This is a genomic window from Streptomyces sp. NPDC001415 (genome assembly GCF_053597395.1).
This window is the reverse complement of record NZ_JBSFIE010000030.1, coordinates 17,352-40,464: the sequence shown is the minus strand read 5'-3', so window position 1 is coordinate 40,464 and position 23,113 is coordinate 17,352. Positions and strand designations below refer to the sequence as shown.

The following is a 23,113-nucleotide window of genomic DNA, read 5'->3' as shown; positions in this document are numbered from 1 at the left end:
TCGGTCTGGAGTGGGGATCACTTCCTATCCCCCCGCGGGCGCAGCCGCAAGGGACACCAGGAGCCAGTGTCCGGGCTCGCCCGGGCCACCCGAATCGGCCACGGGCCCTCAACTCGCCGACTCCCTGCGTTCACGCGCGGGTACGAGGGTGGGCAGACGCCCGGGGAGGAGCATCGCCCCCTTCCCGCCCCGAACCATCTCGACTCATCCCCAACCCCTTGGGAGCTCAGGTCATGACCGAGAACGGATCCGGATCCATCGGCAGACGGGAACTCATCGTGACGGGCACGGCGACCGCCCTTACCTTGGGAACCGTGAGCTTCGCGAACGCGGCACCGGGCGGCGGCGCAGGCGGCCGCCCCGACGAGACCAGGGTGGTACGCGGCACGCTGCCGCCCGGCTCGCCCGACTTCGTGTACCTGCCGGTCGAAGTACCGCACGGGGTAAGGGAGTTGGCGGTCTCGTACGCGTACGAGAAGCCGCCGCAGCCGGCCGGTACGACGGGCAACGCCCTGGACATCGGCGTCTTCGACGAGCGGGGTACGGGGCTCGGCGGGGCGGGGTTCAGGGGCTGGTCGGGCGGGGCGCGTACGGAGTTCTTCATCCGGGCGGACGACGCGACCCCTGGCTATCTGCGCGGCCCGGTGCGCGCGGGGACCTGGCATGTCGCGCTCGGCCCGTACACGGTGGCGCCGCAGGGCCTGCCGTACACGGTGACGATCACCCTGAAGTACGGCGAGCCCGGCACGACGCCGGCGCCGGTCTACCCGCCGACGCGGGCCAAGGGGCGGGGCCGGGCCTGGTACCGGGGCGACTGCCACCTGCACTCGGTGTACTCGGACGGCGGCCGCACCCCGGCCCAGATCGCGGCCCTTGCGCGGGCGGCGGGCCTGGACTTCATCAACACCTCGGAGCACAACACGAATTCGGCGCACCGGGCGTGGCAGGGCCTGTGGGGCGACGACCTGCTGATCATGACGGGCGAGGAGATCACGACCCGCAACGGCCACGTGGTGGCGCTGGGCACGAACCCCGGCACGTTCATCGACTGGCGCTACCGGGCCCGGGACAACCGTTTCGGCCACTTCGCGCGCGCGGTCCGCGCGGCGGGCGGCCTCGTGGTCCCGGCCCACCCGCATGCCACGTGCGTCGGCTGCGGCTGGAAGTTCGGCTTCGGCGAGGCGGACGCGGTGGAGGTGTGGAACGGCCCCTACACGCCGGACGACGAGGTGACCCTCCAGGAATGGGACAACTCCCTTACGGCGTCGGCCCGTTCGGGAAAGCCCTGGACCCCGGCGATGGGCAACAGCGACGCCCACCGCGACCCGGACCGCATCGGCGGACCCCAGACGGTGGTCCTGGCCGACGACCTGACCCGCGAGGCGATCCAGGCGGGCCTGAAGGCGGGCCACTCGTACGTCGCGGAGTCGGCGGCGGTGTCCGTGTCCTTCACCGTGTCCGGCGGCCACGGCCAGCACGCGGGCATCGGCGAACGCCTGCGGGCCGCCGCCGACGAGCAGGTGACGGCCCACCTGGAGGTGACGGGCGCCCCAGGCTGCTCGGCGACCTTCGTAACGGACCAGGGCACCCTGCACACGACCCAGCTCCCCGCCTCCGGCACGGGCACGGCGACCTGGCAGACGACCCCGCAGTACGCGACGTACATCCGAGCGGAGGTCCGCCACGCGCCGATCGTCCAGGGGCTTCCGGGTCCGCTGGCGGCGTTCACGAATCCGGTGTTCTTGGACGCCCGGTAACCGGACGTCCACCCCGCGGCCGTGCTTATCGTCGCCTTCGGGGCCGAGATCGACCTCACCGGGACCGTGGTCGACCTCGTCCTCCCCACCGAGGGATTCCCCCGCGAGTGACCACCCGCCGTACCCTCGCCCCATGACCAGCAGCACTCCCCAGTCCGTAGACCGCGCCCTGGCCGTCCTGGACGCCGTGGCCGATGCGGCGGGGCCCCTCGGGGCCAAGGAGCTGGCGCGGCGGGTCGGGTGTTCCCTCTCCACCGTCTACCACCTGCTCGGCGCGCTCACCGCCCGCGGGCATCTCACGCGGACCTCCCAGGGGTACGTTCCCGGGTCGCGCGTTCCCGCCTTGCACCGGGCCTTCCAGCGGCATCTTCGGCTCTCCCCCGGCGTCGGTGAGCTGCTGCCCCGGCTGCGGCGGGCGACCGGTGCCGAGGCGTACTACACGGCGTACCGCGGCGGGCTGATCACCGTGGTCGACAGCACCGCCCCCGTCACCGACACCGCCAACCCCTTCACCCCGGGCCCCGAGATCCGCGCCCACGCCACCGCGCACGGCAAGGCGCTGCTCGCCGGGCTCCCCCGGCCGGTGCGCCGGCGCTACCTCGACGAGCACGGCATGGCCCGGTTCACCGACCGTACGATCACCGCCGCCGACCGGTTCGAGGCGGAGGTAGCCCGGGTGCGCGGGCAGGGGTTCGCCGTGTCCATGGGGGAGGCGGATCCGGCGTACACCTGTCTCGCGGTCGCCCTGCCGGGGCCGCGCGCGGACGGCAGTGTGCACGCCCTGTCGGTGTCGCTCGCCACCGCAGAGTTCCGTGAGCGGCATCGGGCGATCCGGGGCGCACTGGCCCGGGCGGCCGCCGAGCTGATGCCGGGGGCGTGAGCGGACCGGGTTCCGGGCGGGCCGGGACCCCTGATTCCGAGGGAGTCGGAATCCGGCGGGCTCCCGCTTGCACCGGCCCCGCCCGCCCCGCACCGTAGAAGCATGATCTTCATCGCCGTCAGGTTCACCGTCCGTCCCGAGCACGCCGACAACTGGCTCGCCATCGTCGACGACTTCACGCGCGCCACCCGCGCCGAGCCGGGCAACCTGTTCTACGACTGGTCCCGCAGCGTGGACGACCCCACCCAGTACACCCTCCTCGAAGGCTTCGCCGACGCGGCCGCGGGTGCGGCGCACGTCGACTCCGACCACTTCCGGGCGGGCATGGAGTCGATGGCCGGTGCCATCGCCGCCACCCCGGACATCATCAACGTCGAGGTGCCCGGCCAGGGGTGGAACAAGATGGCCGAGCTGTCCCCGAAGTAGAAGAACAGTCGGCTAGCCCGGCCAGACGATCGATTGGAGTTCGCTGTACGCGTGCAGCGCGTACGAGCCGACGTCCCGGCCCACCCCGCTCTTCTTGAAGCCGCCGAACGGCGCCTCCATGTTGCGGCCGATCGTGTTCACGCCGACCCCGCCCGCGCGCAGCCGCCGCGCGACCCGGAAGGCGCGGGCCACGTCCCCGGACCACACGTAGTCGAGCAGGCCGTACTCGCTGTCGTTGGCCAGCGCGATGCCCTCCTCCTCGTCGTCGAAGGGGATGACCACGACGACCGGGCCGAAGATCTCCTCGCGGGCCACCCGCATGTCGTTGGTGCAGTCCGCGAGGAGGGTGGGGGACACATAGAAACCCCGGTCCAGTGGGGGGCGTTCGTCTCCTGCGACCACCGTCGCCCCCTCCTTCCGGCCCAGTTCTATGTACGACTCCACCCGGTCCCGGTGGGCCGCCGAGATCACTGGGCCCACCACCGTGTCCCGCGCCGTGGGGTCGCCGATCTTCAGGAAGCCGACGTACCCCTTGAGCTTCTCGATCAGCTGGTCGTGGACTCCGCGCTGGACCAGGACGCGGGTCGGCGCGGTGCAGATCTGGCCGCTGTAGAAGGAGAACGTCGTGCCGATGCCCATGACCGCCGAGTCGAGGTCGGCGTCGTCGAAGACGACCGCGGCCCCCTTGCCGCCCAACTCCATCAGCTGCCGTTTCATGTCCCGCCCGCACACCTCGGCGATGCGCTGCCCGACCGCTGTGGAGCCGGTGAAGGACACCATGTCGACGTCCGGTGAGTCGACGGCCGCCTCGCCGACCGCCTGCGCGGACCCGGTGACGACGTTCACGACCCCGCGCGGCACCCCCGCCTCCTGAAGCGCCTCGGCCATCTTGAACACCGACAGCGGATCCTGCGGGGCGGGCTTCACCACGACCGTGTTGCCCATGGCGAGCGCGGGCGCCACCTTGCCGGCCGGGTTGGCCCACGGGTTGTTGTACGAGGTGATGCAGGTGACCACCCCGACCGGCTGCCGCACGGCGAGCGCCCCGAAGACCCCGGCCCTGCCCATCGGCCCCGCCTCGTTGACCTGCGGCACGAGCGCCTGCTCCACCGGCTCCAGGGCGCCCTTCGCGTACCGGCGGAACCTCGAAACCCCCACCCCGACCTGCATGCCGCGTGCCGTCGCGGTGGTGGCGCCGGTCTCGGCGCGGGCGAGTTCGGCGTTCGGGGCGAAGTCGCGCTGCATGAGGTCGGCGGCCCGGTCGAGGATCGCGGCCCGCTCCTCGGGACGCGTACGGGACCAGGAGGCGAAGGCCTCGCGCGCGACGGCGGCCGCCCGGTACACCTGCTCGCGGCTCGCCTCGGGCGCGAGCCCGACGACTTCCTCGGTGGCGGGGTCGAGCACGGGATAGTGCCCGCCGTCGGGCTCGACCCACTCGCCGCCGATGAACAACTGCCGTTCATCGTCGGCCAGTTGAGGTCGGCTCCCTTGAGATTCGCTCATTTGGTGGCCACCGTCCTCGTGTCGCGGCCCGAGCGGAGCACCGTGCCGGGCACGGCCCCCGTCACCCGGTCGTCGCGGAGCGTCTCGATGCCGTTGACCCGGACCGAGACGATGCCGATCGCCTTGGAGTCGAGCCGGGGACTGTCGCCGGGCAGGTCGTGTACGAGGGTGGCGGGCCCGGCCTCGATGCGTTCGGGGTCGAAGAGGACGAGGTCGGCGTGGAAGCCCTCCGCGACCCGGCCGCGCTCGCGCAGCCCGAACAGCTGGGCGGGGTCGTCCGTCAGCATCTTCACGGCCCGCTCAAGGGGGACGAGTTTGCGGCCGCGCAGGCAGTCACCGAGGAAGCGCGTGGTGTACGGGGCCCCGCACATCCGGTCGAGGTGCGCGCCCGCGTCGGACCCGCCGAGCAGCACGTCCTCGTGCTCCCAGGTCTCGCGCCGCAGCGCCCAGGTGGCGGGGTCGTTGTCGGTCGGCATGGGCCAAAGGACCGTACGCAGACGGTCGTTGGCGCAGATCTCGACCAGGCAGTGGAACGGGTCGAGCCCCCGCTCGGCCGCGATGTCGCCGACGACCCGGCCCGAAAGGCCCTCGTTCTCGGGGCTGTAGGTGTCGCCGATGACGTACCGCCCGAAGTCGGCGAGGCGCCGGAAGATCCCGGCCTCCTTGCTGTCGGCGCGGCGCAGCATCTCGGCCCGTACACCGGCGTCGCGGAGCCTGGAGATGCGCTCGGGGACGGGCAGGCCGAGGATCTCGCCCCAGCCGGGGATGAGGTTGAGGGCACAGAAGGTGCCGAGCGACATGTTCATGGGCGTGAGGATCGGCATGGTCAGCGCGACGATCCGGCCACCGGCCTTGCGGGCGCGCTCACTTGGGACGAGCTGACGCGGTACGCGTTCGGGTACGGCGGCGTCGATGGTGAGGACGTTCCAGTTGAGCGGACGCCCGGCGGCCGCACTCATCTCCACGAGGAGGTCGATCTCCTCGTCCGCGAACTGATCGAGGCACCCGGCGACGATCGCTTCGAGCTGCGTACCCTCGTGTTCCCCGACTGCCCTGCTGAGCGCGAGGAGTTCGGCGGGGAGCGCGTGGCGGGAGGCGACCGGTTTGCCGTCGCCGTCGGAGTGGGTGGAGGACTGGGTGGTGGAGAGCCCCCAGGCCCCGGCGTCCATGGCGTCGTGGAGCAGGCCGAGCATGGCGTCGAGCTGCTCGGCGGTGGGCTGCCCGCCGACGGCGTCCGGGCCCATGGCGTGCCGGCGCAGGGCGCAGTGGCCGACCATGAACCCGGCGTTGACGGCGATGCGCCCGTCGAGGGCGGAGAGGTAGTCACCGAAGCTGGACCAGCCCCAACTCACGCCCTCCTCAAGGGCTTTGAGGGACATTCCCTCGACCTTGGACATCATGCGGCGGGTGTAGTCGGCGTCCTCGGGGCGGTCGGGGTTGAGCGGGGCGAGCGTGAACCCGCAGTTGCCGCCGGCGACGGTGGTGACGCCGTGGTTCATCGACGGCGTGGCGTACGGGTCCCAGAAGAGCTGGGCGTCGTAGTGGGTGTGCGGGTCGACGAACCCGGGGGCGAGTACGAGCCCGGTGGCGTCCTCGGTGCTCGCGGCGGCCTCTTCGACGGTGCCGGGGGCAGCGACGACGGCGATCCGGCCGCCCCTTATGCCGACGTCGGCGAGCCGGGCGGGGCCGCCGGTGCCGTCCACGAGGGTGGCGCCCTTGATCAGGTGGTCGAGCATGGGGTTCCCTTCCTAGTCGTCCTGGTACGGGCCGGACCCGCTCCGGGCAGGCGGGTCCGGCCTGGCCGGGGGGGTACTGGGTGCGCGGGCGCACCCCTGGTTTCGGCATCCGGGTCCGCCCCAGCCGGAGGCGGTACTGAGTGCTCGGGTGCACCCCTGATTCCCCCATGCGGGTCCGTCCCGGCCGGGGGCGGTTTCCGGTACGCGGGTCCGTCCCGGCCGGGGGCCGCCGCGATGGCCTCCGGCCGGGGCCGGTTACGAGGCGGCGGTCCGGGAAGACACCGCCCCGCGCCTTTCTGCCCGGGGGCCTCTGCCCCCGGCACCCCCTGGGCTGGCCCGGCCCTCCTGGGGCTCCGCCCCAGACCCCTGGGGGTTTGCCCACTCGCCCCCAAGCTCTTAAGGAGCAGGGGGGGACCCCCATCCCGCCCGAGGGGTTGGATGGTTCGGCTTCTGGGGCTCCGCCCCAGACCCCTGCGGGGGCTTCGCCCCCGTACCCCCGGACCCGCCTTCGCCTGCGGGCCGTGCGTGGCTGGTCGCGCAGTTCCCCGCGCCCCTAGCGGGATGGTGCTGGCCCGGGTCGACGTCCTCAGCCTGTCCGGCGATTGAGGACGAGCGCCCTTCAGGCGCGAACGGGGTCTGGGGCGGAGCCCCAGGAAACGGTCTCAGCAGGCCCATCCACCCCCGGCGGGTTTCGGGAAGGGGCGGGGTGGGGCCATCCGGGGTCTGGGGCAGAGCCCCAGGAGGCCCGCACCATCCCACCCTGTGCAACGGGCGGCGGGTGGGCAAACCCCCGGGGCCTGGGGCGCAGCCCCAAGGGGCCCCGCGGGGCCACCCCGCGCTCAGCCCCCCGACGCCTCCCGGAACCGTGAGGACCGATGCACAGGATCCGTATCGATCTTCGGAATCACATGCTCCCCGATCAGCCGAATCGTCTGCAGCGTGTCCTCGTACGGCACCCCGATCGGCAGCCCGAACGACAGCTGGTCCGCCCCCGCCTGCTCCCACCGCTTGCACTGCGCCGTGACCTCGTCCGGGTCGCCGCAGATCATCAGCTCCTCGGAGATGAGCAGCTCGATGATCTCCGCGTTGTACTCCGGCAGGGTCTCCGGCCACTCCGGAATCCCCTCGGGCCGGGGGAAGGTGTCGTGGTACCGGAACACGAGCGACTGGAGCCGATTGAGCCCGCCCTCGACCGCGATCCGTACGGCCTCGTCATGCGTAGGCGCACAAATCGCGGTCGACGTCACCATCACGTTGTCGTTGACGAAGTCACCGACCGGCTCGGCCTCCTGGATGGCCGTCTTGTACTGCTCCAGGACCCACTCCATGTCGGAGACCTTCTGTACGGAGAAGCCGAGCACCCCGAGCCCCTTCTTCGCCGCCATGGCGTACGAGGAGGGGGATCCGGCGGCGTACCACATGGCCGGGTGCGACTTGCCGTACGGCTTGGGGAGGATCTTGCGGGGCGGGAGCGACCAGTGCTTGCCCTGGAAGCCCTGGTACTCGTCCTGGAGCCACATCTTGGGGAACTCCGCGATGGTCTCTTCCCAGATTTCCTTGGTGTAGTTCATGTCGGTGACGCCCGGTATGAACCCCAGGATCTCGTGCGAGCCGGCGCCGCGCCCGGACCCGAACTCGAAGCGCCCTTCCGACAGGTGGTCGAGCATGGCCACCTTCTCGGCGACCTTCACGGGGTGGTTGACCTGGGCCAGCGGGTTGAAGATGCCCGAGCCGAGGTGGATGCGTTCGGTGGCGTGGGCGAGGTAGCCGAGGAAGACCTCGTTGGCCGAGAGGTGCGAGTACTCCTCCAGGAAGTGGTGCTCGGAGGCCCAGGCGTACTTGAAGCCGGACTTGTCGGCCTGGATGACGTACTTCGTCTCCTCCATCAGCGCCTTGTGCTCCGCCATGGGGTCGACCGCGGATCGTGCCGCCGGCACGTATCCCTGCACAAAGAGTCCGAATTCCAAGGGACTTCTCCTTCATGAGGTATCACGAGTTTCTGACGCATCGTCAGATTGTGACGAGCTCGACTGTTCCACCGGCCGCATGGACCGTCAATACCTGACGTCGGGTCAGAAGTGAGGTCAGAACAGCGACACCCCGGCCAGCCACCCCCCGTCGATGACGAACGGCTGCCCCGTGATGTACGAGGAGTCCTCCGAGGACAGGAACAGGGCGAGGGCGGCCACCTCCTCGGGCCTGCCGACCCGGCCGAGCGGCACGAGCTTGCGGTAGAGCTCGTCGAGGGCCGCCGAGGTCTCGGTGGCGTCCGCCGTCGGGTCCAGCTGCGCGGGGTTGGACATCGCGGTGTCGATGGCACCCGGACAGACCGCGTTGACCCGGATCCTCAGGTGCGCCAGCTCCATCGAGGCGACCCGGGTGAGCCCGAGGATGGCGTGTTTGGTGGCGGCGTACGTCCCCACCGCGCTCATGCCCGTCATGGCCGTGTACGAGGCGGTGTTGACGATGGTGCCGCCGCCCGCGGCCCCGATCTCGGGTGCGACGGTCTTGATCCCGAGGAAGCAGCCGACCTGGTTGACCTGCACGACCTGCATGAACTCGTCCAGCGGGGTGTCCACGAGCGCGTTGAACCGAAGAATCCCCGCGTTGTTGACCAGACCGTCGATCTTCCCGAAGGCCTCCTTGGCGGCGCCGACGGCAGCCACCCACTCCTCCTCCCGGCTCACATCGAGGCGTACGAAGCGAGCGGCATCGCCCCCCGCCTCCTTCCTCAACTCCTCTGCCAGCGTCTCCCCTTGCTCATCGAGCACATCGGCGATGACGACCTTTGCCCCCTCGGCCACGAACAGCCGGGCCTCCTGCTCGCCCTGCCCGCGCGCCCCGCCGGTGATGAAGACGACCCGCCCATCGAGCTTGCCCATGCCGGACTCCTAGTCGTTGAGGTACGGGCCGACGTCGGCCCCGAACGCGGCCATCTGGTCGGTGAGCTCATCGCGCCCCCGGGACCGGAACCGCACCTGGATCTGATCGACACCCATCGCCCGATACGCGCGCAGCGACTCCGCGAGGACTTCCGGCTTCCCGACGAGCGTGCGCCGCCCGGTCTCCCAGCCGGGCTCACCCACGTACAACGCCTCGGTGATCGCGCCGATGGTGATGGGATCGACGATCCCCGCGTCCTCCCGGATGCCCTTCAACTTGGCTATCTGGGACGTCAGTTGATCTCGCGGGTCCCCCTGGGGCAGCCAGCCGTCCCCGCGCAGGGCGGCTCGGCGGACCGCCGCCGGGGACGATCCGCCCACCCAGATCGGTACGTGCCGCTGGGCCGGCCGGGGCCGCTGCCCGAGCCCGCTGAACGCGAACCGCTCACCCTGGAAGGACGGGTACTCCTCCGGCCCGAGGGCGGCCCGCAACGCGTCGATCGTCTCGTCGAGCACGGGCCCCCGGCGCTCGAAGTCGGCCCCGACCGCCTCGAATTCCTCCCGTACGTGACCGGCCCCGACCCCGAGGACCAGCCGCCCGCCGCTGAGGTGGTCCAGGGTCGCGTACTGCTTGGCGGTGACGAGGGGATGCCGGAGCCCGACGACGGCGACATGGCTCATCAGCAAGACCCGCTCGGTGACCCCGGCGAGGAAGGAGAGGGTGGCGACGGGGTCGTACCAGATGGTGCTCATCGGTTCCGCGAGCCGACGCGGAATGGCGACGTGATCGCAGCTCGCCATGTAGGCGAACCCGGACCGATCGGCCGCCCGCGCGATCTCGACCAGATCCTCCGGGCCGGCTTCGGCCTCCCACCCCTCCGCGTAGAGGGTGCTCTGCGACTGGACGGGGAGCTGCATCCCGTACACCAGTCGCCCGTTCGGAAGTATCGGCACCGTACGCCCGCCTCCACCCTGATCTGACGATCCGTCAAATGACTTGGTGGCCCCATCGTCATAGCTGACGCATCGTCAGGCAAGGGGTGTGCGGGCGGCGGCACGCGCCGACCGGGCTCAGGGGCGCGGCTCCGACGCGCGGGCCGCGCCGACCGGACTCGGGAAGCGACGCCGATGCGCGGTCAACAGCACGTATCGGCGGCCTGCCTCAGCCGAGCAGCGCGTACACCGTGGACGCCCGGGCGGCCGGCTCCTCGGCGCCCTCGGCGGTCAGGGTGATCTCGGCGAAGGCCATCCGCCGCCCGAGCTTGGTGACGCGCGCGTCGACGAGTACGTCGGCGCCGGTCACCGGGCGCTGGAAGGTGGTGGACTGCTGGACGGTCGTCATCGGCCCGTACGCCCCGCGCGCGGAGGCCACCGCGATGACGGTGGCGGTATCGGCGGCGGCCATCAGCGCCTGCCCGCTGATCCCGCCCCCGTCCCGAGCGAGCGCGTCACTCCAGGGCAGCCGCAGCACGGCATGGAGCTCGCCGGTGTCCTCCACGGTCAGCCCGAGATCGAGCACCCAGGGGGCGAAGTTGTCGGCCAGGATCTTCTCTGCTTCTGCGAGGGTCAGCGCCATGGTGCTCATGGTGGCGGCGGGCCGTACAAATGTCACCGCCACCCGACGACGGACCACCCTGCCGCACCCCCGACCGCCTGCGTCACCATGAGCCCATGAACCTCCACACGGTGATCCTCTACGGCTGCGCGGCGGCCGTGGTGCTGCCCGGCGTACAGATCGTCCAGGCCGAGGCGGGCGGCCGCCGCGTGAGCCCGATCGAGCTGCTGCGCGCCCTGTGGCGGCGTCCGGTGCCGTGGGTCGCGGTGGCGTTGGTGACCCTGATGGCCGCGATGGCCGTCGCACAGACGGCGGCCCCCTCCGTCATGGACCACCTCCAGCGCGAGCCGGGCGCACCGTGGTGGCGGTCGGTGACGGCGCTCCTGGTGCAGACCTCCGGCTGGGTCCAGCTGACCTTCAACCTGGCGGCGCTCGTGGCCATCACCCCGGTCGCCCAGCGGCGACTCGGTCCGGTGTGGATGCCGCTGGTATTCCTGGCGAGCGGAGTGACGGCCCAGGCGGTGAGCATGGCGGGCTGGAGCCCGATCGGAGGCGGCGACTCGGTGGCCCTGTGCGGCCTGCTGGGCGCACTGGCGGTAACCCAAACCCTGCGCCCGTCCCCCTTGCCGGCCCGCCTCCTCCCCCTCTTGATCCCGGCCGCGGGCCTGACCCTCTGCGCCCTGAACAACAACCACGGGGCGGGAATTCTGGCGGGGTGCGCACTGGGCACGCTGCTCGCCGTCAGGGGACTGGGCAGCGCCGCTGCGCGCGAGGCCGCCTAGGCCTGACTCCCGTTCTGGCAGGGGGCCGACCCGCTCACGGGGTCTGTCCCCGAGCCCTCCCGCGACGCATACAGCGGGAGGGCCCTGGGGACCCGGATCTGACGGGCCGTCAGTTCACGACGCAGGCGAGGGGCACCCAGCCCTTGATGCCCCGGTAGCTGATGTAGTCCCAGCGGTTGTCGTTCTGCCACTTGCAGAGCGAGTACGTCCCGCCGATCTGGGTCATGCACGTGAGCAGCTCGGGCTTCGCGCCCTTGGGCAGCAGCCCAAGGGCCGTGGATGACAGCTTCTTGTCCTTGTGGATCCTGACGCTCTCGCGCGCCTTGTCCGACCTCGGGCAGCTGTCCGCCGCCCTCGTCGTGGCCGAAGCGCTCTGCGTCGCGGGTGCAGCGGTCGCCGTGCCTCCGGTGAAGGCCAGGCCGGTTGCGGCAACGAGCCCGATCGTCACTGCCAACTGCCTCATCTTCAAGTGCGTTCATCCCTCTGTTTGATCATGAACTTGGCCGGTCGGAGCCTAACTTGAAGCCAGTCGCCAAGATCTGCGGAGCGGGCTCCGGCCGACACACCCACCCCAGCCCCTCACCGTTCGTACAACCTCTCCACCTCAGCTGCAAAACCGCGCACCGTCACCTCCCGCCGCAGCTTCACCGACGGCGTCAGATGCCCCGCCGTGAGCCGCCAGCTTGAAGCCGCGGGTCACACCCAGTCCTGTGGACAGCGTGACGGGACTGTCCCGGCAGCGTCAGCGCCCCCACACCGTCTTGCAGGGGCCGGATCTCGGGAGAGCGTGGTCGCACGCGTCCACCCTGGCCAGTGATCACGCGAGTACACGGCGGGGGTGCTGGCGGGTGCGTGCTGGGCGCGGCACTGGCTGCCTTGAGCCGCACCCGGGCCCCGGGCCAGGCCACCGCCGAGCAAGTCGGGTAGCTCCAACTCCCTTTGCGTCAAAGGCCTCCCAGTTCCGCGCCACGGCACCTCAGAACCGCTCGATCTTCTTGCCCTCCGGGATCTGGTAGCAACCGGACACGACCATCAGGCCCAGGGTGGGCGGGGTGTTCTTCGTATGGGCGCCGAGCTTGACGCTGACCTTCTTTTCGTCGTTGTCGGCCGTCAGGCTGAGGTTCTTGTTCATACTCGTGTCCCGGCCGTACTCCACGACCTTCCAGCCATGCTTGGGAAGCTCCTGCCTCAGACGTTCCACCACGCCTTCGAGTTCGGCGGTGGAGGTCGACGCCGGGGTGAGATCCCAAGGGTGGAAGATGGAGAAGTACTTGTCGCGGTCCTTACCGCTGCACTCCGTGACCCCGGGCTGGGTGTCGGAAGCCTTCCCCTTGATTCCGATCAAGTCGTAGAGCTCGCTGGACACCTTCTCCATGGCGCCGGCGGCGTCACTTGAGGTGCTGACGCCTGCGAACGGGGTCTCGTGGGAGTCCTTGGAGTCGCTCATGCTGCATCCAGTAAGGGTCGTGAGGACAAGGGACACGAAGAGGGCGGGAACGCCCGGCTTCAGCTTCAAAGGGGGAGCCTTAATCGGTCGGGCCGGGAAGGGAACCGAGTGATTCTGTGATGCCGTCATGCGGACCATCGCTGCGTCGGTCTGCATCGCACCTGGAGGCGGCGTCACCGCATGTGTTCCCAGTGTTTCGGCGGCGCCTTCAACTCTGCGTCAGCACCGCGTCCCGCCACTACATAGCCCTGGTTCAGCAGGCTGGTCGTGTCCTCCTTCCAATATTCACTGTGTCCATGGACATTGCTGCCGGTGGCCATCTGGTTGGCGCCGAACTCCTCATCACTGGGGATGATCCACGGACCGTCCCAGTCCGTTCCGCCGTGGCCGAAGCGGCCGATGTCCGGGACCGGATCCCCATCCGCCTCCAGGTTCCAGACGTGTCCCTTGGGTACGTCCATCTGCTCTGCCTTGGGTACCTGGACGCCGGGGCTGCCCGCAAGGATCACGTCGTCAGCGTTCAAGGTTCCCTGCCTGGCTGCTGAGCCGATAAGGGTCGTGCCGTACGAGTGGCCGATCGCGGTCCGGTGCGGTTCCGAGTCGCCCGTGTGTGAGGCGTCGAGGCCGTCCATGAACCGGTTGAAGGCCGGGGCGCCGTCGTCGGCGTAGTGGCTGAAGGGTGCGTCCTTGACGACGTCCTTCGGGGCGTCGTAGCCAAGCCAGGTGATCGTGGAAACCGACTGGCCTCCGGACTTGCCGTCGGCGACGCGCCATATGGCTCCCGCCCGATCGATATCCCCGCCGATGCCTTCCAGGTTCGCTGTGGTGCCGGGCACGTAGACGGCTTGGTGAACAGCCGTGTCCGGGTTTCCGTTGGCGACGATCGCACGCCCATTGCCCTCGGCGCTGAACCCCATCAGGTACGCCTCAGGCAAGCCCCCCTTCCCTGATGTGTCAAAGCGGGTCTGAATGCTTTCCATGCCATGGAGCGACGCCGTGAGATGGTCGTACCTCTTGCCGTGCACCCTGTACCAGTCCATCCATTCATCGGTGTGCACCTTCGACGCGTACCCGCCCGCGTTGATCCATGTCCACTCGTTGGCAGGCGGCTTCGGCATCGCGTCGAGCTCTGTCTGGTACTGGCCCCGGCTCTCATCGAGAACGATCCGGTTCGCCTCGTCGCGGGCCGTCGCGGGCACTCCGTCGAGTGCGCCCACGACGTCCGGGTGGAGCGACGTCCAGGCCTGTTGCTGGTCCGGGTCGAGCCCCTTCCACCAGTTCGCGTTGTCCTTCGGACTGCCGTCCTTGGGGGGTTGCGGCAGGGAGTCCAGGTAGTGCTGGCCCGCCCCGCGGACCCCTTCCGTGTCCTTCTGGACATCCGCCCAGTCCGCGTCGGACACGGTCAGGTCGTCGTCCGCCTTGAGCCTGCGCAGCTCCGGCGCCCACTTCTGGTCGGCCTCCGTGGCCTCCTTCAGGGCCTCCGCGATCCGGTTCGCGATGTCCTGGGCGATCGCGTAGTTCGGGTTGGGGTCGAAGGCGCCCGCCTGCCGCTGGATCGCCCGCGCCTGGTCGGACAGGGTCCCGTTCACCGAACCGGGCCCGGGTGGCAGACCGCCCGGGTTCCGGCCCGCCGCCGGATAGGCCACCGAACCGTCGGAGCCCACCGTGAACCGATGCTCGTCCGCATCCGAAAGGGCCCGCTCCAGCTTGGACTTCGCCGGGCGCACGTCGGAAGCGAAGGCGTTCAGGGCCGTGCTGATCAGCCCGCACTCCACCTGTATGTAGTGGAAATCCTTGGTCAGCTCCCGCAGTTGGGCCGCTGCCGCGTCGACCGTCTCCCCCTTGAGGGCCTTCCGCATCTGCGGGACGATCCGCTGCTCCAGCGCATCCTTCGCCTGACTCGCCATGTCGCTGCTGGAGCGGTACCCGAGGGCGGCTTCCTCGAACTCGTGCGGCTTGAGCGCCTTCAGCGCTTCGACGTCCACGTTCAGGTCACCGCCCCTGGCCGCCGACACCAGGGGTGTCCTCGTACTGCTTGTTCATGTCGTCGAAGATGCTCTTGATGCCCTTGTCCGTCAGGAACAAGTCGTTGCCCGCTCGCTCCAGCCCGCCCTGCAGCTTGCTGCACCGCCCGGACACCTTGTCCAAGTACGTCTTCCAACTCTGGTAGACGTCGGACTGGGCCGCCGCGCTGTCCACCCCGCCACCGGTGGCCAGCCCCTGCTGCCCCTGATCGAGCGAGCCCAGCGCCTGCTTCACACCGCCCGCGAGCTCCCCGACGGCGCGGCCCGCCGACGTCCACGCGGCTTGGGAGACCTTCACGTCCGCCGTACCGACATCGTCCTGCGCGGCGCTCGCCAACCGCATCGCCGTAGCGTCACGCTTGAGCTGCGCCCACTCCCCCTCGAACGAAGCCACGCGTCCCCTCCACCTCAGCCGCCCCACCCTTACCGCCAGAACGTTACGACGAGAGGATAGGCAGGTTCATGAGTAGGCGTACTCAATCACTCCCGGCCTGCCCGGCGGCGGTATCAGCAGCGGCCATCAGCGACTGGCCAGGCCCGGCCTGATCCACATCGTGACGCGACCGTCCGGGCAGCGTCAGCTCCGCCCAGACCGTCTTGCACGGGCCCGGCCCCGGCAGGACGCCCCAACGGTCGGCCAGGGCGCCGACGAGCAGCAGCCCTCGGCCCGACTCCCCGCTCGGCTCCTCCCGCACAACGGGCAGCCGGTCACCCTGCGCATCCGTCACCTCGATGCGCAGGGTGGCCCCGTCGTCCCTGAGCAGGAGCCGCAAGTCCCGCCCCGGCACGCGCCCGTGCAGCGCGGCATTGGCCGCCAGCTCCCCGACGACGTACTCGGCGGCCTCGAACCCCCCTTCCCAGCTGCGGAGTTGCTCGGCCGCGAGCACCCGGGCGATCCGGGCGCCTCGTCGGGTGCAGGAGAGCTGGACGCTGAACTCACGTACCCCTTGGGCAGTTTCTTGTTTCACGTCACTCAGCGTGGCCACCGACGCCTACTCTGGCGAGTGATCGAGTGGGTACAGAGAGTTTCTGTCCCGGCGTTGTCCGGTGCCGTCCCGGACGTCCTGGGTACGGCTGCCTCGGAGGTGGGTGCGGATGAGCGACGACTGGGGCGTGGAGCCGGACGACGAGGCCGGTGCGGTGGTGGCGGCGATCGGCCGGCAGCTCAAACTCTGGCGTGAGACAGCCGGATTGACGGCGCTGGAGTTCGGTGCGGCGATCGGGTACGGCGAGGACCTGGTCTTCAAGGTGGAGGGCGGCCGCCGGATCCCCCGCCCCGAATACCTGGACCAGGCGGATGAGGTACTCGGCGCGGGCGGCAGGCTCTCGGCGATGAAGAAAGACGTGGCCGAGGCGCGGTACCCGAAGAAGGTACGGGAGCTGGCCAAGCTGGAGGCGCAGGCGGTGGAGCTGTGCATGTACGCCAACCACAACATCCACGGGCTGTTGCAGACGGAGGAGTACGCGCGGGCTCTGCTGCGGACGTGGCGACCCTCGTACTCGCCGGACGAGCTTGAGCGGATGATCGCCGCAAGGGTGGCGCGGGGGTCGGTCTTCGACCGTACTCCTGCGCCCGAACTCAGCTTTGTGCAGGAAGAAGTGACGCTACGACGGCCGGTTGGCGGGACGGTGGTACTGCGTCGCCAGCTCCAACGCCTGCTGGAGATCGCAGAGTTGCCCAGCGTCGAACTCCAGGTGATGCCCACGTCCCGGTGGGACCACCCCGGAGCCGGTGGCGAGATCGAGGTGTTGAAGTTCGGCAACGGCTCCGCTGTCGGCCGTGCGGCTGCAGATTTCGGAGGCCGACCGGTCGCGGATCCAGGTCAGGTCCGTATCCTGGAACTGCGCTATGGCATCATCCGGGCCCAGGCTCTCGCGCCAGGGGAGTCGCGGGACTTCATCGAGCGAGTGCTGGGAGAAACATGATCCGCGAGTCTGCCGCCGACGGTATCGAGCTGGCGTGGTTCAAGAGCAGCTACAGCAGCAGCAGCAACGGCAACGACTGCGTCGAGGTCGCGGCCACCCCCCGCGCCATCCACATACGCGACTCCAAGAACATCGAAGGCCCCTGCCTCGGGGTCGCCCCGAACACCTGGGCCGCCTTCGTCTCGTACGCGTCCGGGCACTAGGGCTTAGGGCTAAGCCCAGCGGCGCGGCGGTCGCACCGGGCCCGAGCGAGGCGGCCCGGTGTTTCCCGCGCGGCCCCGCCTATGTGCGCGCCCCCGCCCAGAGTCCCTCCGGGGTCAACCCCAGCAACCCGATCGCATTGCCCCGCACGATCCGCTCCACCACGTCCCCCGCCAGGTGCCCCATCTGCGACTCCCCCACCTCCTTCGACTTGGGCCAAGTCGAGTCCGAGTGGGGGTAGTCCGTCTCGTACAGGACGTTGCCCACGCCGATCGCGTCCAGGTTGCGCAGGCCGAACGCGTCGTCGAAGAAGCAGCCGTACACGTGCTCCGTGAAGAGTTCGGACGGGGGGCGGTGGACCTTGTCCGCCACTCCGCCCCAGCCTCGGTTCTCCTCCCAGACCACGTCCGCGCGTTCCAGGATGTACGGGATCCAGCCGATCTGACCCTCGGCGTACATGATCTTGAGGTTGGGGAAGCGTTCGAACTTGCCGCTCATCAGCCAGTCGACCATCGAGAAGCAGCAGTTGGCGAAGGTGATGGTCGAGCCGACCGCGGGCGGGGCGTCCGGGGAGGTGGAGGGCATGCGGCTGGAGGAGCCGATGTGCATGGCGATCACGGTGCCGGTCTCGTCGCACGCGGCGAGGAACGGGTCCCAGTCGTCCGTGTGGATCGAGGGCAGGCCCAGGTGCGGGGGTATCTCGGAGAAGGCGACCGCGCGCACCCCGCGTGCGGCGTTGCGGCGTACCTCGGCGGCGGCCAGTTCCGCGTCCCACAGCGGGATCAGGGTGAGGGGGATGAGGCGGCCGTGCGCAGCGGGGCCGCACCACTCGTCCACCATCCAGTCGTTGTACGCCCGCACCGAGAGCAGGCCGAGTTCGCGGTCCTTCGCCTCGGTGAAGGTCTGGCCGCAGAAGCGGGGGAAGGTCGGGAAGCAGAGAGCCGACTGGACGTGGTTCACATCCATGTCGGCGAGGCGGGAGGCCACGTCGTACGAGCCGGGGCGCATCTGCTCGTACGTGATGACTTCCAGTTTGATCTCGTCCCTGTCGTAGCCCACCGCCGTGTCCAGGCGGGTCAGCGGGCGGTGCAGGTCCTCGTACACCCACCAGTCGCCGATCGGCCCGTCGTCCCCCTTCGCGCCCATGACCGGCGCGAACTTGCCGCCGAGGAAGGTCATTTCCTTCAGGGGGGCTCTGACGATGCGCGGGCCGGTGTCCCGGTACTTGGACGGGAGGCGGTCCCGCCAGACGTTGGGGGGCTCCACCGTGTGGTCGTCCACCGAGATGATCTTCGGGAAGGTCTCCATGGTCTCCATGTCGTTTACGGTAGACCAGATCTGACGATCCGTCAGCTCCTTGGCCGCCGCATCCTGCGTCACTCGGGCCGGACAGCGCTTGCGATGAGTGTGGAGGGCATGTGTCGAAGCCTTGTGCAGAGCGTCACCTGCTGCTGACGCGACCCCTCCGGACAGGGCAGACTGGCGGGGAGCAATCCAGGAGTACGGGGGTACAGGGGGCAGCTATGGACCGTGACGGCGGACCGCGCGTACCGGAGCAGCGCGCTCCGGAAGCGCCGCCGCAGCGCGCGACGGGGCACCTCGACCACGAGGCGGCCGAGCACGGCCCGGAGGCATCCGGCGCCGGGCTCCGCTTCGGCGTACTCGGACCCGTACGGGCCTGGCGCGGCGAACAGGCCCTGCCCTCCGGTTCCCCGCAGCAGCGCGCCCTGCTCGCCGCCCTGCTCCTGCGCGACGGCCGCACCGCCACCGCCGCCGAACTCATCGACGCCATCTGGGGCGAGGACCCGCCCTCGCAGGCCCTGGCCGCGCTCCGCACGTACGCCTCCCGGCTGCGCAAGGTGCTCGACCCCTCGGTCCTGGTCAGCGAGTCCGGCGGCTACGCGATCCGGGCCGGCGCCGCCACACTCGACCTCTCCGAGGCGCAGGAGCTTGCCACCGCCGCCGAGAAGGCGCGGGCCGGCGGCGAACAGGGCCGCGCCCGCCACCTGCTGAACGCCGCTCTCGCCCACTGGGACGGCGAGCCCCTGGCTGGCGTGCCGGGCCCGTACGCCGAGAACCAGCGCACCCGGCTCGCCGAATGGCGCCTCCAACTCACCGAGGCGCGGCTCGACATGGACCTGGAGGCGGGCGCCCACGCCGAGGCCGTCTCCGAGCTGACCGCGCTGACCGCCGCCCACCCGCTGCGCGAGCGCCTGCGCGAATTGCTGATGCTGGCCCTGTACCGCAGCGGCCGGCAGGCCGAGGCGCTCGCCGTGTACGCGGACACCCGGCGGCTGCTCGCCGACGAGCTGGGCGTCGACCCGCGGCCCGAACTCGCCCGCCTCCAGCACCGCATCCTCCAGGCCGACGAGGACCTGGCCCGGCCGCCCGCCAACGCGCCCGTCTCCGTACCGGCCCCGGTGCGCCCGGCCCAACTCCCCGCGTCCGTACCGGACTTCACCGGCCGGGCCGCGTTCGTGCGCGAGCTCACCACGCGGCTCGCCAGCGCCGAGACCACGGTCATGGCGGTCTCCGCCCTCGCCGGCATCGGCGGCGTCGGCAAGACCACCCTCGCCGTGCACGTCGCCCACACCGCGCGCCCGTACTTCCCCGACGGCCAGCTGTACGTCGACCTCCAGGGCGCGGGACAGCACGCCGCCGAGGCGGACACCGTGCTCGGCGCGTTCCTGCGCGCGCTCGGCACCCCGGACTCGGCGATCCCCGACTCGCTGGAGGAGCGCGCGGCCCTGTTCCGCTCCACGCTGGACGGCCGCCGGGTCCTGGTCCTGCTCGACAACGCCCGTGACGCGGCCCAGATCCGGCCGCTGCTCCCGGGCACGGCGGGCTGCGCGGCACTCGTCACCAGCCGCATCCGCATGGTCGACCTGGTCGGCGCGCACCTCGTCGACCTGGACGTGATGTCCCCCGACGAGGCACTCCAGCTGTTCACCCGGATCGTCGGCGTGGAGCGGGTGTCCGCGGAGCGCGAGGCGGCCCTGGACGTGGTCGCCGCCTGCGGCTTCCTGCCGCTCGCCATCCGCATCGCGGCTTCCCGCCTCGCCTCGCGCCGCACCTGGACGGTCTCCGTGCTCGCGGCGAAGCTCGCCGACGAGCGCCGCCGCCTGGACGAGCTCCAGGCCGGCGACCTCGCGGTGAAGGCCACCTTCGAGCTCGGCTACGGCCAGCTGGAGCCCGCCCAGTCCCGCGCCTTCCGCCTGCTCGGCCTGCCGGACGGGCCCGACATCTCGCTTGCCGCGGCGGCCGCCGTCCTCGACCTCCCCCAGCAGGAGACCGAGGACCTGCTGGAATCGCTCGTCGACACGTCCCTGGTGGAGTCGGCCGCGCCCGGCCGCTACCGCTATCACGACCTCGTGCGGCTCTACGCGCGTTCCTGCGCCGAGCGGGACGACCTGGCCCCCGCCGAGCGCGATGCGGCGATGTCGCGCCTGCTCGACTTCTACCTCGCGACGGCTTCCGGGGTGTACGCCCTGGAGCGTCCGGGCGACCGGCTCGTGGACCACCTGGAGCCCACCACGCACCGGGGCCTCGTCTTCGACGACCGCCACACCGCCCAGGACTGGCTGTACGCCGAGGCCGACCCGCTGCTCGCCTGCGTACGCCAGCTGTCCGGGCCGCGCACCCTGCGCCGCGCCGTCGACCTCCTGTACGCGGCCCTCGACCTCGGCGAGTCCGGCGCCAACTCCAAGCAGTACGAGGCGACCGCCGAGGCCGTCCGCGAGGCCGCCCGCACCTGGGGCGACACCCAGGCCGAGGGCCGTGCGGTGATGACGCTGGCCAACGTGCACCAACTGGCGGGCCGGTTCGAGCCGGCCGACCGCGAGGCCCAGGAGGCCATGCGGCTCGCCGGCCCCACCGAGGACCCGCTGCCGCTGTGCTGGGCCTCCAACGCGCGCGGCATCATCGCGCTCTACCAGAACCGGCACACCGACGGCGAGACCCATCTGACCCGCGCCATCGAGGCGTTCCGCGCCGACGACAACCGGCCCGGCGAGGCCAGCGCGCTGTGCAACCTGTCCCGCATCCACCTGGCGATGGGCCGCACCGCGAGCGCGGTCACCCTGGCGCAGGAGGGCCTCGACATCTACGACGCGATGGGCCACGAGCTGCGCGGCGCCAACGCCCGTTACGCCCTGGGCCTCGCGCTCACCAAGATCGGAAGGCTGGGTGCCGCGGCGGACCGGCTCAACGAGGCGCTCGGGGTGTTCCGGGACAGCAGGCAGCGCCTGTGGGAGGGCATGACGCTGTTCCGGCTCGCGGAGGTCGACCTCGCGGGCAGGCGGCCCGCCCAGGCGGCGGCCAACGCCGAGATGGCGCTGACGGTGCTGCGCGGCATCGGCGGCGAGTGGCGACGCGGCAACGTACTGACCGTGCTCGGGCAGGCCCTGGCCGGCATCGGTCACGAGGGCCGGGCGCAGGTCTGCTGGCGCGACGCACTGGTCATCTTCGAGGAGCTGGACGCCCCGGAGGCCGCCCAGGTACGCGCCCTGCTCAGCCCGTTGGCGGCCGCATAACGGCCCTGGTCAGCGCGTTCATTGAACGTTTATCGGCACCCGGCACTCTCTTACCTGTCGGCCCGGGCGTCGGGGGGCGCGAGAGCCGACAGGAAGGCCGGACATTAATCTGTCGGCCCTGGCAAGTCCGTCCGGCCACCCTCGGGGGAGTGGCCGGACGGTTTCGCCGTCCATCAGGCAGCTTTACCAACGGGAGATGAGAACCATGAGCGACGTGAAGAAGAACGAGCCGCTCGTCACGCCGCAGGACCAGCACGCCACGGACGAGCCCGCCATCACCACGCTCGACCAGCACGCCACCGGCACCCCGGTCACCACCCTTGACCAGCACGCCACCGGCACCCCGGTCGCCCTCGACCAGCACGCCACGGACGAGCCGGCGATCACCACGCTCGACCAGCACGCCACCTCTGAGCCCTTCAAGCCGAAGGCCCAGTAGCCCACCTGAGCGGGGGACGGCCGCGGCGGCGCGGGGAGGGGAGCCGCCGCGGCCGAGGTGTGTTCGGGGGGCTTGGGGGGCACTTGGGGGTCGGCTTCGGGCGTGGCCCCGCGCCACCACCGAGAGCGCGGGGATGGCCCCGCGCCGCATTCGTGCCTGCCGTACTGCGGCCCGTTCGTCCCGATGCCGCGCCACCCTGCCGGTTGCCCCACGGCTGGTCAGAGGCGGCTGGTAAGAGGCGCAGCACTCCCCGCCATGTCCAGCCCGCTTTCAGGACTGTGTTCCGCAGGGGATCGCGCATGTCCCGCGAGTCGAACAGCACCACCTTGTGCCGACTGCCGTCCGGGCCCTTCTCGTACGACCACTGCCGCGCGACATACGGTCCGCGGCTCGACTGGCGTGTCAGACGAGACGGCCGGGGCGGGTCCCCCACCAGGCTCACCTCCCGCACCTCGTCGAGGACATGCACCTCGCGTTTGGCGGCGGACAGATGCATCCGGGCCTTCATGGTCCGCTCCACCGGCCCTCCGCTGGTGTATTCCCCCGTCCCGGACGCCACGATCTTCCACTCCGCCACCAGATGGGCTTTCTCCCCGACGACGGCGTGACGCACCCGGAACGGCACACCGGTCCCGTTGAGCGCGAGCAACGCGGCCCGGACCTCCTGCGCGGAAAGCGAAGTGACACCGCTGTCGGGGTACTTGGTGCCCATAACGCGGTCCCGGTATCGACCCCAGCCGTCCCTGAGACGTCCCATTACTGTGCCCCTCCCGCGGATTCCGACCGGACGATGCGCAGGAAGTCCTGGAGGTTCCCCAGAAACGCGCGTGCTGGTTCGACACCACATAGCCGTCAGGACAGGCTAACAAGCCCTGATCAACTGCCAGATGGCGCTGCCCGAGGAGCCGAGACGAGCCGTCAGAGTGCGCGAGCGCCGCGAAGCAGGTGTTGTCGCCGTTCTGTACTGACGGGCTGCTTCCATGGCCGCCTCACGATGCGATCCAGAGTGGACTGAGCAGTGAA

General features: G+C 70.6%; 19 protein-coding genes and 1 pseudogene. 8 read left to right on the top strand and 12 right to left on the bottom strand.

The window, feature by feature from the left end; all coding sequences use genetic code 11:
* Positions 1 to 233: 233 nt before the first annotated feature.
* The 3 genes from ACWC2B_RS29820 to ACWC2B_RS29810 all read left to right on the top strand — a co-directional run bounded on the left by ACWC2B_RS29820 (position 234) and on the right by ACWC2B_RS29810 (position 3,063).
* The gene (locus tag ACWC2B_RS29820; protein WP_450721971.1) at positions 234 to 1,757 is read left to right on the top strand and encodes a CehA/McbA family metallohydrolase; all 1,524 of its coding nucleotides are present in this window, start codon (positions 234 to 236) and stop codon (positions 1,755 to 1,757) included.
* Between the two features lie 133 nt (positions 1,758 to 1,890).
* Positions 1,891 to 2,637 carry an IclR family transcriptional regulator gene (locus tag ACWC2B_RS29815; protein WP_450721969.1) on the top strand — a complete coding sequence of 249 codons (747 nt, stop codon included), beginning with the start codon at positions 1,891 to 1,893 and terminating at the stop codon, positions 2,635 to 2,637.
* Between the two features lie 102 nt (positions 2,638 to 2,739).
* Positions 2,740 to 3,063 (top strand): putative quinol monooxygenase, encoded by a 324-nt coding sequence (locus ACWC2B_RS29810; protein ID WP_450721967.1) that lies wholly within the window; start codon positions 2,740 to 2,742, stop codon positions 3,061 to 3,063.
* Between the two features lie 12 nt (positions 3,064 to 3,075).
* Here ACWC2B_RS29810 and ACWC2B_RS29805 read toward each other — a convergent pair whose 3' ends face one another.
* The 6 genes from ACWC2B_RS29805 to ACWC2B_RS29780 all read right to left on the bottom strand — a co-directional run bounded on the left by ACWC2B_RS29805 (position 3,076) and on the right by ACWC2B_RS29780 (position 10,760).
* Positions 3,076 to 4,566, bottom strand: a complete 1,491-nt coding sequence (locus ACWC2B_RS29805) for an aldehyde dehydrogenase family protein (RefSeq protein ID WP_450721965.1) — start codon at positions 4,564 to 4,566, stop codon at positions 3,076 to 3,078.
* On the bottom strand, positions 4,563 to 6,302 hold the full coding sequence (locus ACWC2B_RS29800) for an N-acyl-D-amino-acid deacylase family protein (protein WP_450721963.1): 1,740 nt from the start codon (positions 6,300 to 6,302) through the stop codon (positions 4,563 to 4,565). Before ACWC2B_RS29800 ends, ACWC2B_RS29805 begins: the two co-directional genes overlap by 4 nt.
* A gap of 839 nt (positions 6,303 to 7,141) precedes the next feature.
* On the bottom strand, positions 7,142 to 8,269 hold the full coding sequence (locus ACWC2B_RS29795) for an LLM class flavin-dependent oxidoreductase (RefSeq protein ID WP_450721961.1): 1,128 nt from the start codon (positions 8,267 to 8,269) through the stop codon (positions 7,142 to 7,144).
* A gap of 117 nt (positions 8,270 to 8,386) precedes the next feature.
* A complete protein-coding gene (locus tag ACWC2B_RS29790) occupies positions 8,387 to 9,184 on the bottom strand; it encodes an SDR family NAD(P)-dependent oxidoreductase (RefSeq protein WP_450721959.1) in 798 nt (265 codons plus the stop codon).
* A 9-nt stretch (positions 9,185 to 9,193) separates the two neighbouring features.
* Complete coding sequence (locus tag ACWC2B_RS29785) at positions 9,194 to 10,102, bottom strand: LLM class F420-dependent oxidoreductase (RefSeq protein WP_450722060.1); 909 nt, start codon at positions 10,100 to 10,102, stop codon at positions 9,194 to 9,196.
* A 244-nt stretch (positions 10,103 to 10,346) separates the two neighbouring features.
* Positions 10,347 to 10,760 carry a PaaI family thioesterase gene (locus tag ACWC2B_RS29780; RefSeq protein ID WP_450721957.1) on the bottom strand — a complete coding sequence of 138 codons (414 nt, stop codon included), beginning with the start codon at positions 10,758 to 10,760 and terminating at the stop codon, positions 10,347 to 10,349.
* 95 nt (positions 10,761 to 10,855) lie between these two features.
* Between ACWC2B_RS29780 and ACWC2B_RS29775 the strand changes: the two genes are divergently transcribed.
* Complete coding sequence (locus ACWC2B_RS29775) at positions 10,856 to 11,521, top strand: rhomboid family intramembrane serine protease (RefSeq protein WP_450721955.1); 666 nt, start codon at positions 10,856 to 10,858, stop codon at positions 11,519 to 11,521.
* Positions 11,522 to 11,630: 109 nt separating this feature from the next.
* On the opposite strand, the gene ACWC2B_RS29770 is transcribed toward ACWC2B_RS29775, so the two are convergent.
* From ACWC2B_RS29770 to ACWC2B_RS29750, 5 genes are all read right to left on the bottom strand, one after another.
* On the bottom strand, positions 11,631 to 11,984 hold the full coding sequence (locus ACWC2B_RS29770) for a hypothetical protein (RefSeq protein ID WP_450721953.1): 354 nt from the start codon (positions 11,982 to 11,984) through the stop codon (positions 11,631 to 11,633).
* 513 nt (positions 11,985 to 12,497) lie between these two features.
* Positions 12,498 to 12,968: a hypothetical protein gene (locus ACWC2B_RS29765; protein WP_450721951.1), complete on the bottom strand. Its 471-nt coding sequence runs from the start codon at positions 12,966 to 12,968 to the stop codon at positions 12,498 to 12,500.
* A gap of 173 nt (positions 12,969 to 13,141) precedes the next feature.
* Complete coding sequence (locus ACWC2B_RS29760) at positions 13,142 to 14,953, bottom strand: alpha/beta hydrolase (protein WP_450722058.1); 1,812 nt, start codon at positions 14,951 to 14,953, stop codon at positions 13,142 to 13,144.
* A 7-nt stretch (positions 14,954 to 14,960) separates the two neighbouring features.
* Positions 14,961 to 15,386, bottom strand: coding sequence for a hypothetical protein (locus ACWC2B_RS29755; protein WP_450721949.1), 426 nt, complete (start codon positions 15,384 to 15,386; stop codon positions 14,961 to 14,963).
* Positions 15,387 to 15,468: 82 nt separating this feature from the next.
* Positions 15,469 to 15,960: an ATP-binding protein gene (locus ACWC2B_RS29750; RefSeq protein ID WP_450721947.1), complete on the bottom strand. Its 492-nt coding sequence runs from the start codon at positions 15,958 to 15,960 to the stop codon at positions 15,469 to 15,471.
* Positions 15,961 to 16,056: 96 nt separating this feature from the next.
* Between ACWC2B_RS29750 and ACWC2B_RS29745 the strand changes: the two are divergent.
* Positions 16,057 to 16,918: pseudogene (locus ACWC2B_RS29745) on the top strand (helix-turn-helix domain-containing protein).
* Positions 16,915 to 17,121, top strand: coding sequence for a DUF397 domain-containing protein (locus tag ACWC2B_RS29740; protein ID WP_450721945.1), 207 nt, complete (start codon positions 16,915 to 16,917; stop codon positions 17,119 to 17,121). Before ACWC2B_RS29745 ends, ACWC2B_RS29740 begins: the two are co-directional and overlap by 4 nt.
* A gap of 79 nt (positions 17,122 to 17,200) precedes the next feature.
* Here the strand turns inward: ACWC2B_RS29740 and ACWC2B_RS29735 are convergent, their stop codons facing one another.
* A complete protein-coding gene (locus ACWC2B_RS29735; protein WP_450722056.1) occupies positions 17,201 to 18,427 on the bottom strand; it encodes an amidohydrolase family protein in 1,227 nt (408 codons plus the stop codon).
* A gap of 215 nt (positions 18,428 to 18,642) precedes the next feature.
* Between ACWC2B_RS29735 and ACWC2B_RS29730 the strand changes: the two genes are divergently transcribed.
* On the top strand, positions 18,643 to 21,651 hold the full coding sequence (locus ACWC2B_RS29730) for a BTAD domain-containing putative transcriptional regulator (protein ID WP_450721943.1): 3,009 nt from the start codon (positions 18,643 to 18,645) through the stop codon (positions 21,649 to 21,651).
* 205 nt (positions 21,652 to 21,856) lie between these two features.
* Positions 21,857 to 22,090 (top strand): hypothetical protein, encoded by a 234-nt coding sequence (locus tag ACWC2B_RS29725; RefSeq protein WP_450721941.1) that lies wholly within the window; start codon positions 21,857 to 21,859, stop codon positions 22,088 to 22,090.
* Positions 22,091 to 23,113 lie beyond the last annotated feature (1,023 nt).

What these genes read in the sequence shown, in the direction of transcription:
- ACWC2B_RS29820 (WP_450721971.1), top strand. Translation starts at nt 234, where the DNA reads ATGACCGAGAACGGATCCGGATCCATCGGCAGACGGGAACTCATCGTG.
- ACWC2B_RS29815 (WP_450721969.1), top strand. Translation starts at nt 1,891, where the DNA reads ATGACCAGCAGCACTCCCCAGTCCGTAGACCGCGCCCTGGCCGTCCTG.
- ACWC2B_RS29810 (WP_450721967.1), top strand. Translation starts at nt 2,740, where the DNA reads ATGATCTTCATCGCCGTCAGGTTCACCGTCCGTCCCGAGCACGCCGAC.
- ACWC2B_RS29805 (WP_450721965.1), bottom strand. Translation starts at nt 4,566, where the DNA reads ATGAGCGAATCTCAAGGGAGCCGACCTCAACTGGCCGACGATGAACGG.
- ACWC2B_RS29800 (WP_450721963.1), bottom strand. Translation starts at nt 6,302, where the DNA reads ATGCTCGACCACCTGATCAAGGGCGCCACCCTCGTGGACGGCACCGGC.
- ACWC2B_RS29790 (WP_450721959.1), bottom strand. Translation starts at nt 9,184, where the DNA reads ATGGGCAAGCTCGATGGGCGGGTCGTCTTCATCACCGGCGGGGCGCGC.
- ACWC2B_RS29785 (WP_450722060.1), bottom strand. Translation starts at nt 10,102, where the DNA reads ATGCAGCTCCCCGTCCAGTCGCAGAGCACCCTCTACGCGGAGGGGTGG.
- ACWC2B_RS29780 (WP_450721957.1), bottom strand. Translation starts at nt 10,760, where the DNA reads ATGGCGCTGACCCTCGCAGAAGCAGAGAAGATCCTGGCCGACAACTTC.
- ACWC2B_RS29775 (WP_450721955.1), top strand. Translation starts at nt 10,856, where the DNA reads ATGAACCTCCACACGGTGATCCTCTACGGCTGCGCGGCGGCCGTGGTG.
- ACWC2B_RS29770 (WP_450721953.1), bottom strand. Translation starts at nt 11,984, where the DNA reads ATGAGGCAGTTGGCAGTGACGATCGGGCTCGTTGCCGCAACCGGCCTG.
- ACWC2B_RS29765 (WP_450721951.1), bottom strand. Translation starts at nt 12,968, where the DNA reads ATGAGCGACTCCAAGGACTCCCACGAGACCCCGTTCGCAGGCGTCAGC.
- ACWC2B_RS29740 (WP_450721945.1), top strand. Translation starts at nt 16,915, where the DNA reads ATGATCCGCGAGTCTGCCGCCGACGGTATCGAGCTGGCGTGGTTCAAG.
- ACWC2B_RS29735 (WP_450722056.1), bottom strand. Translation starts at nt 18,427, where the DNA reads ATGGAGACCTTCCCGAAGATCATCTCGGTGGACGACCACACGGTGGAG.
- ACWC2B_RS29730 (WP_450721943.1), top strand. Translation starts at nt 18,643, where the DNA reads ATGGACCGTGACGGCGGACCGCGCGTACCGGAGCAGCGCGCTCCGGAA.
- ACWC2B_RS29725 (WP_450721941.1), top strand. Translation starts at nt 21,857, where the DNA reads ATGAGCGACGTGAAGAAGAACGAGCCGCTCGTCACGCCGCAGGACCAG.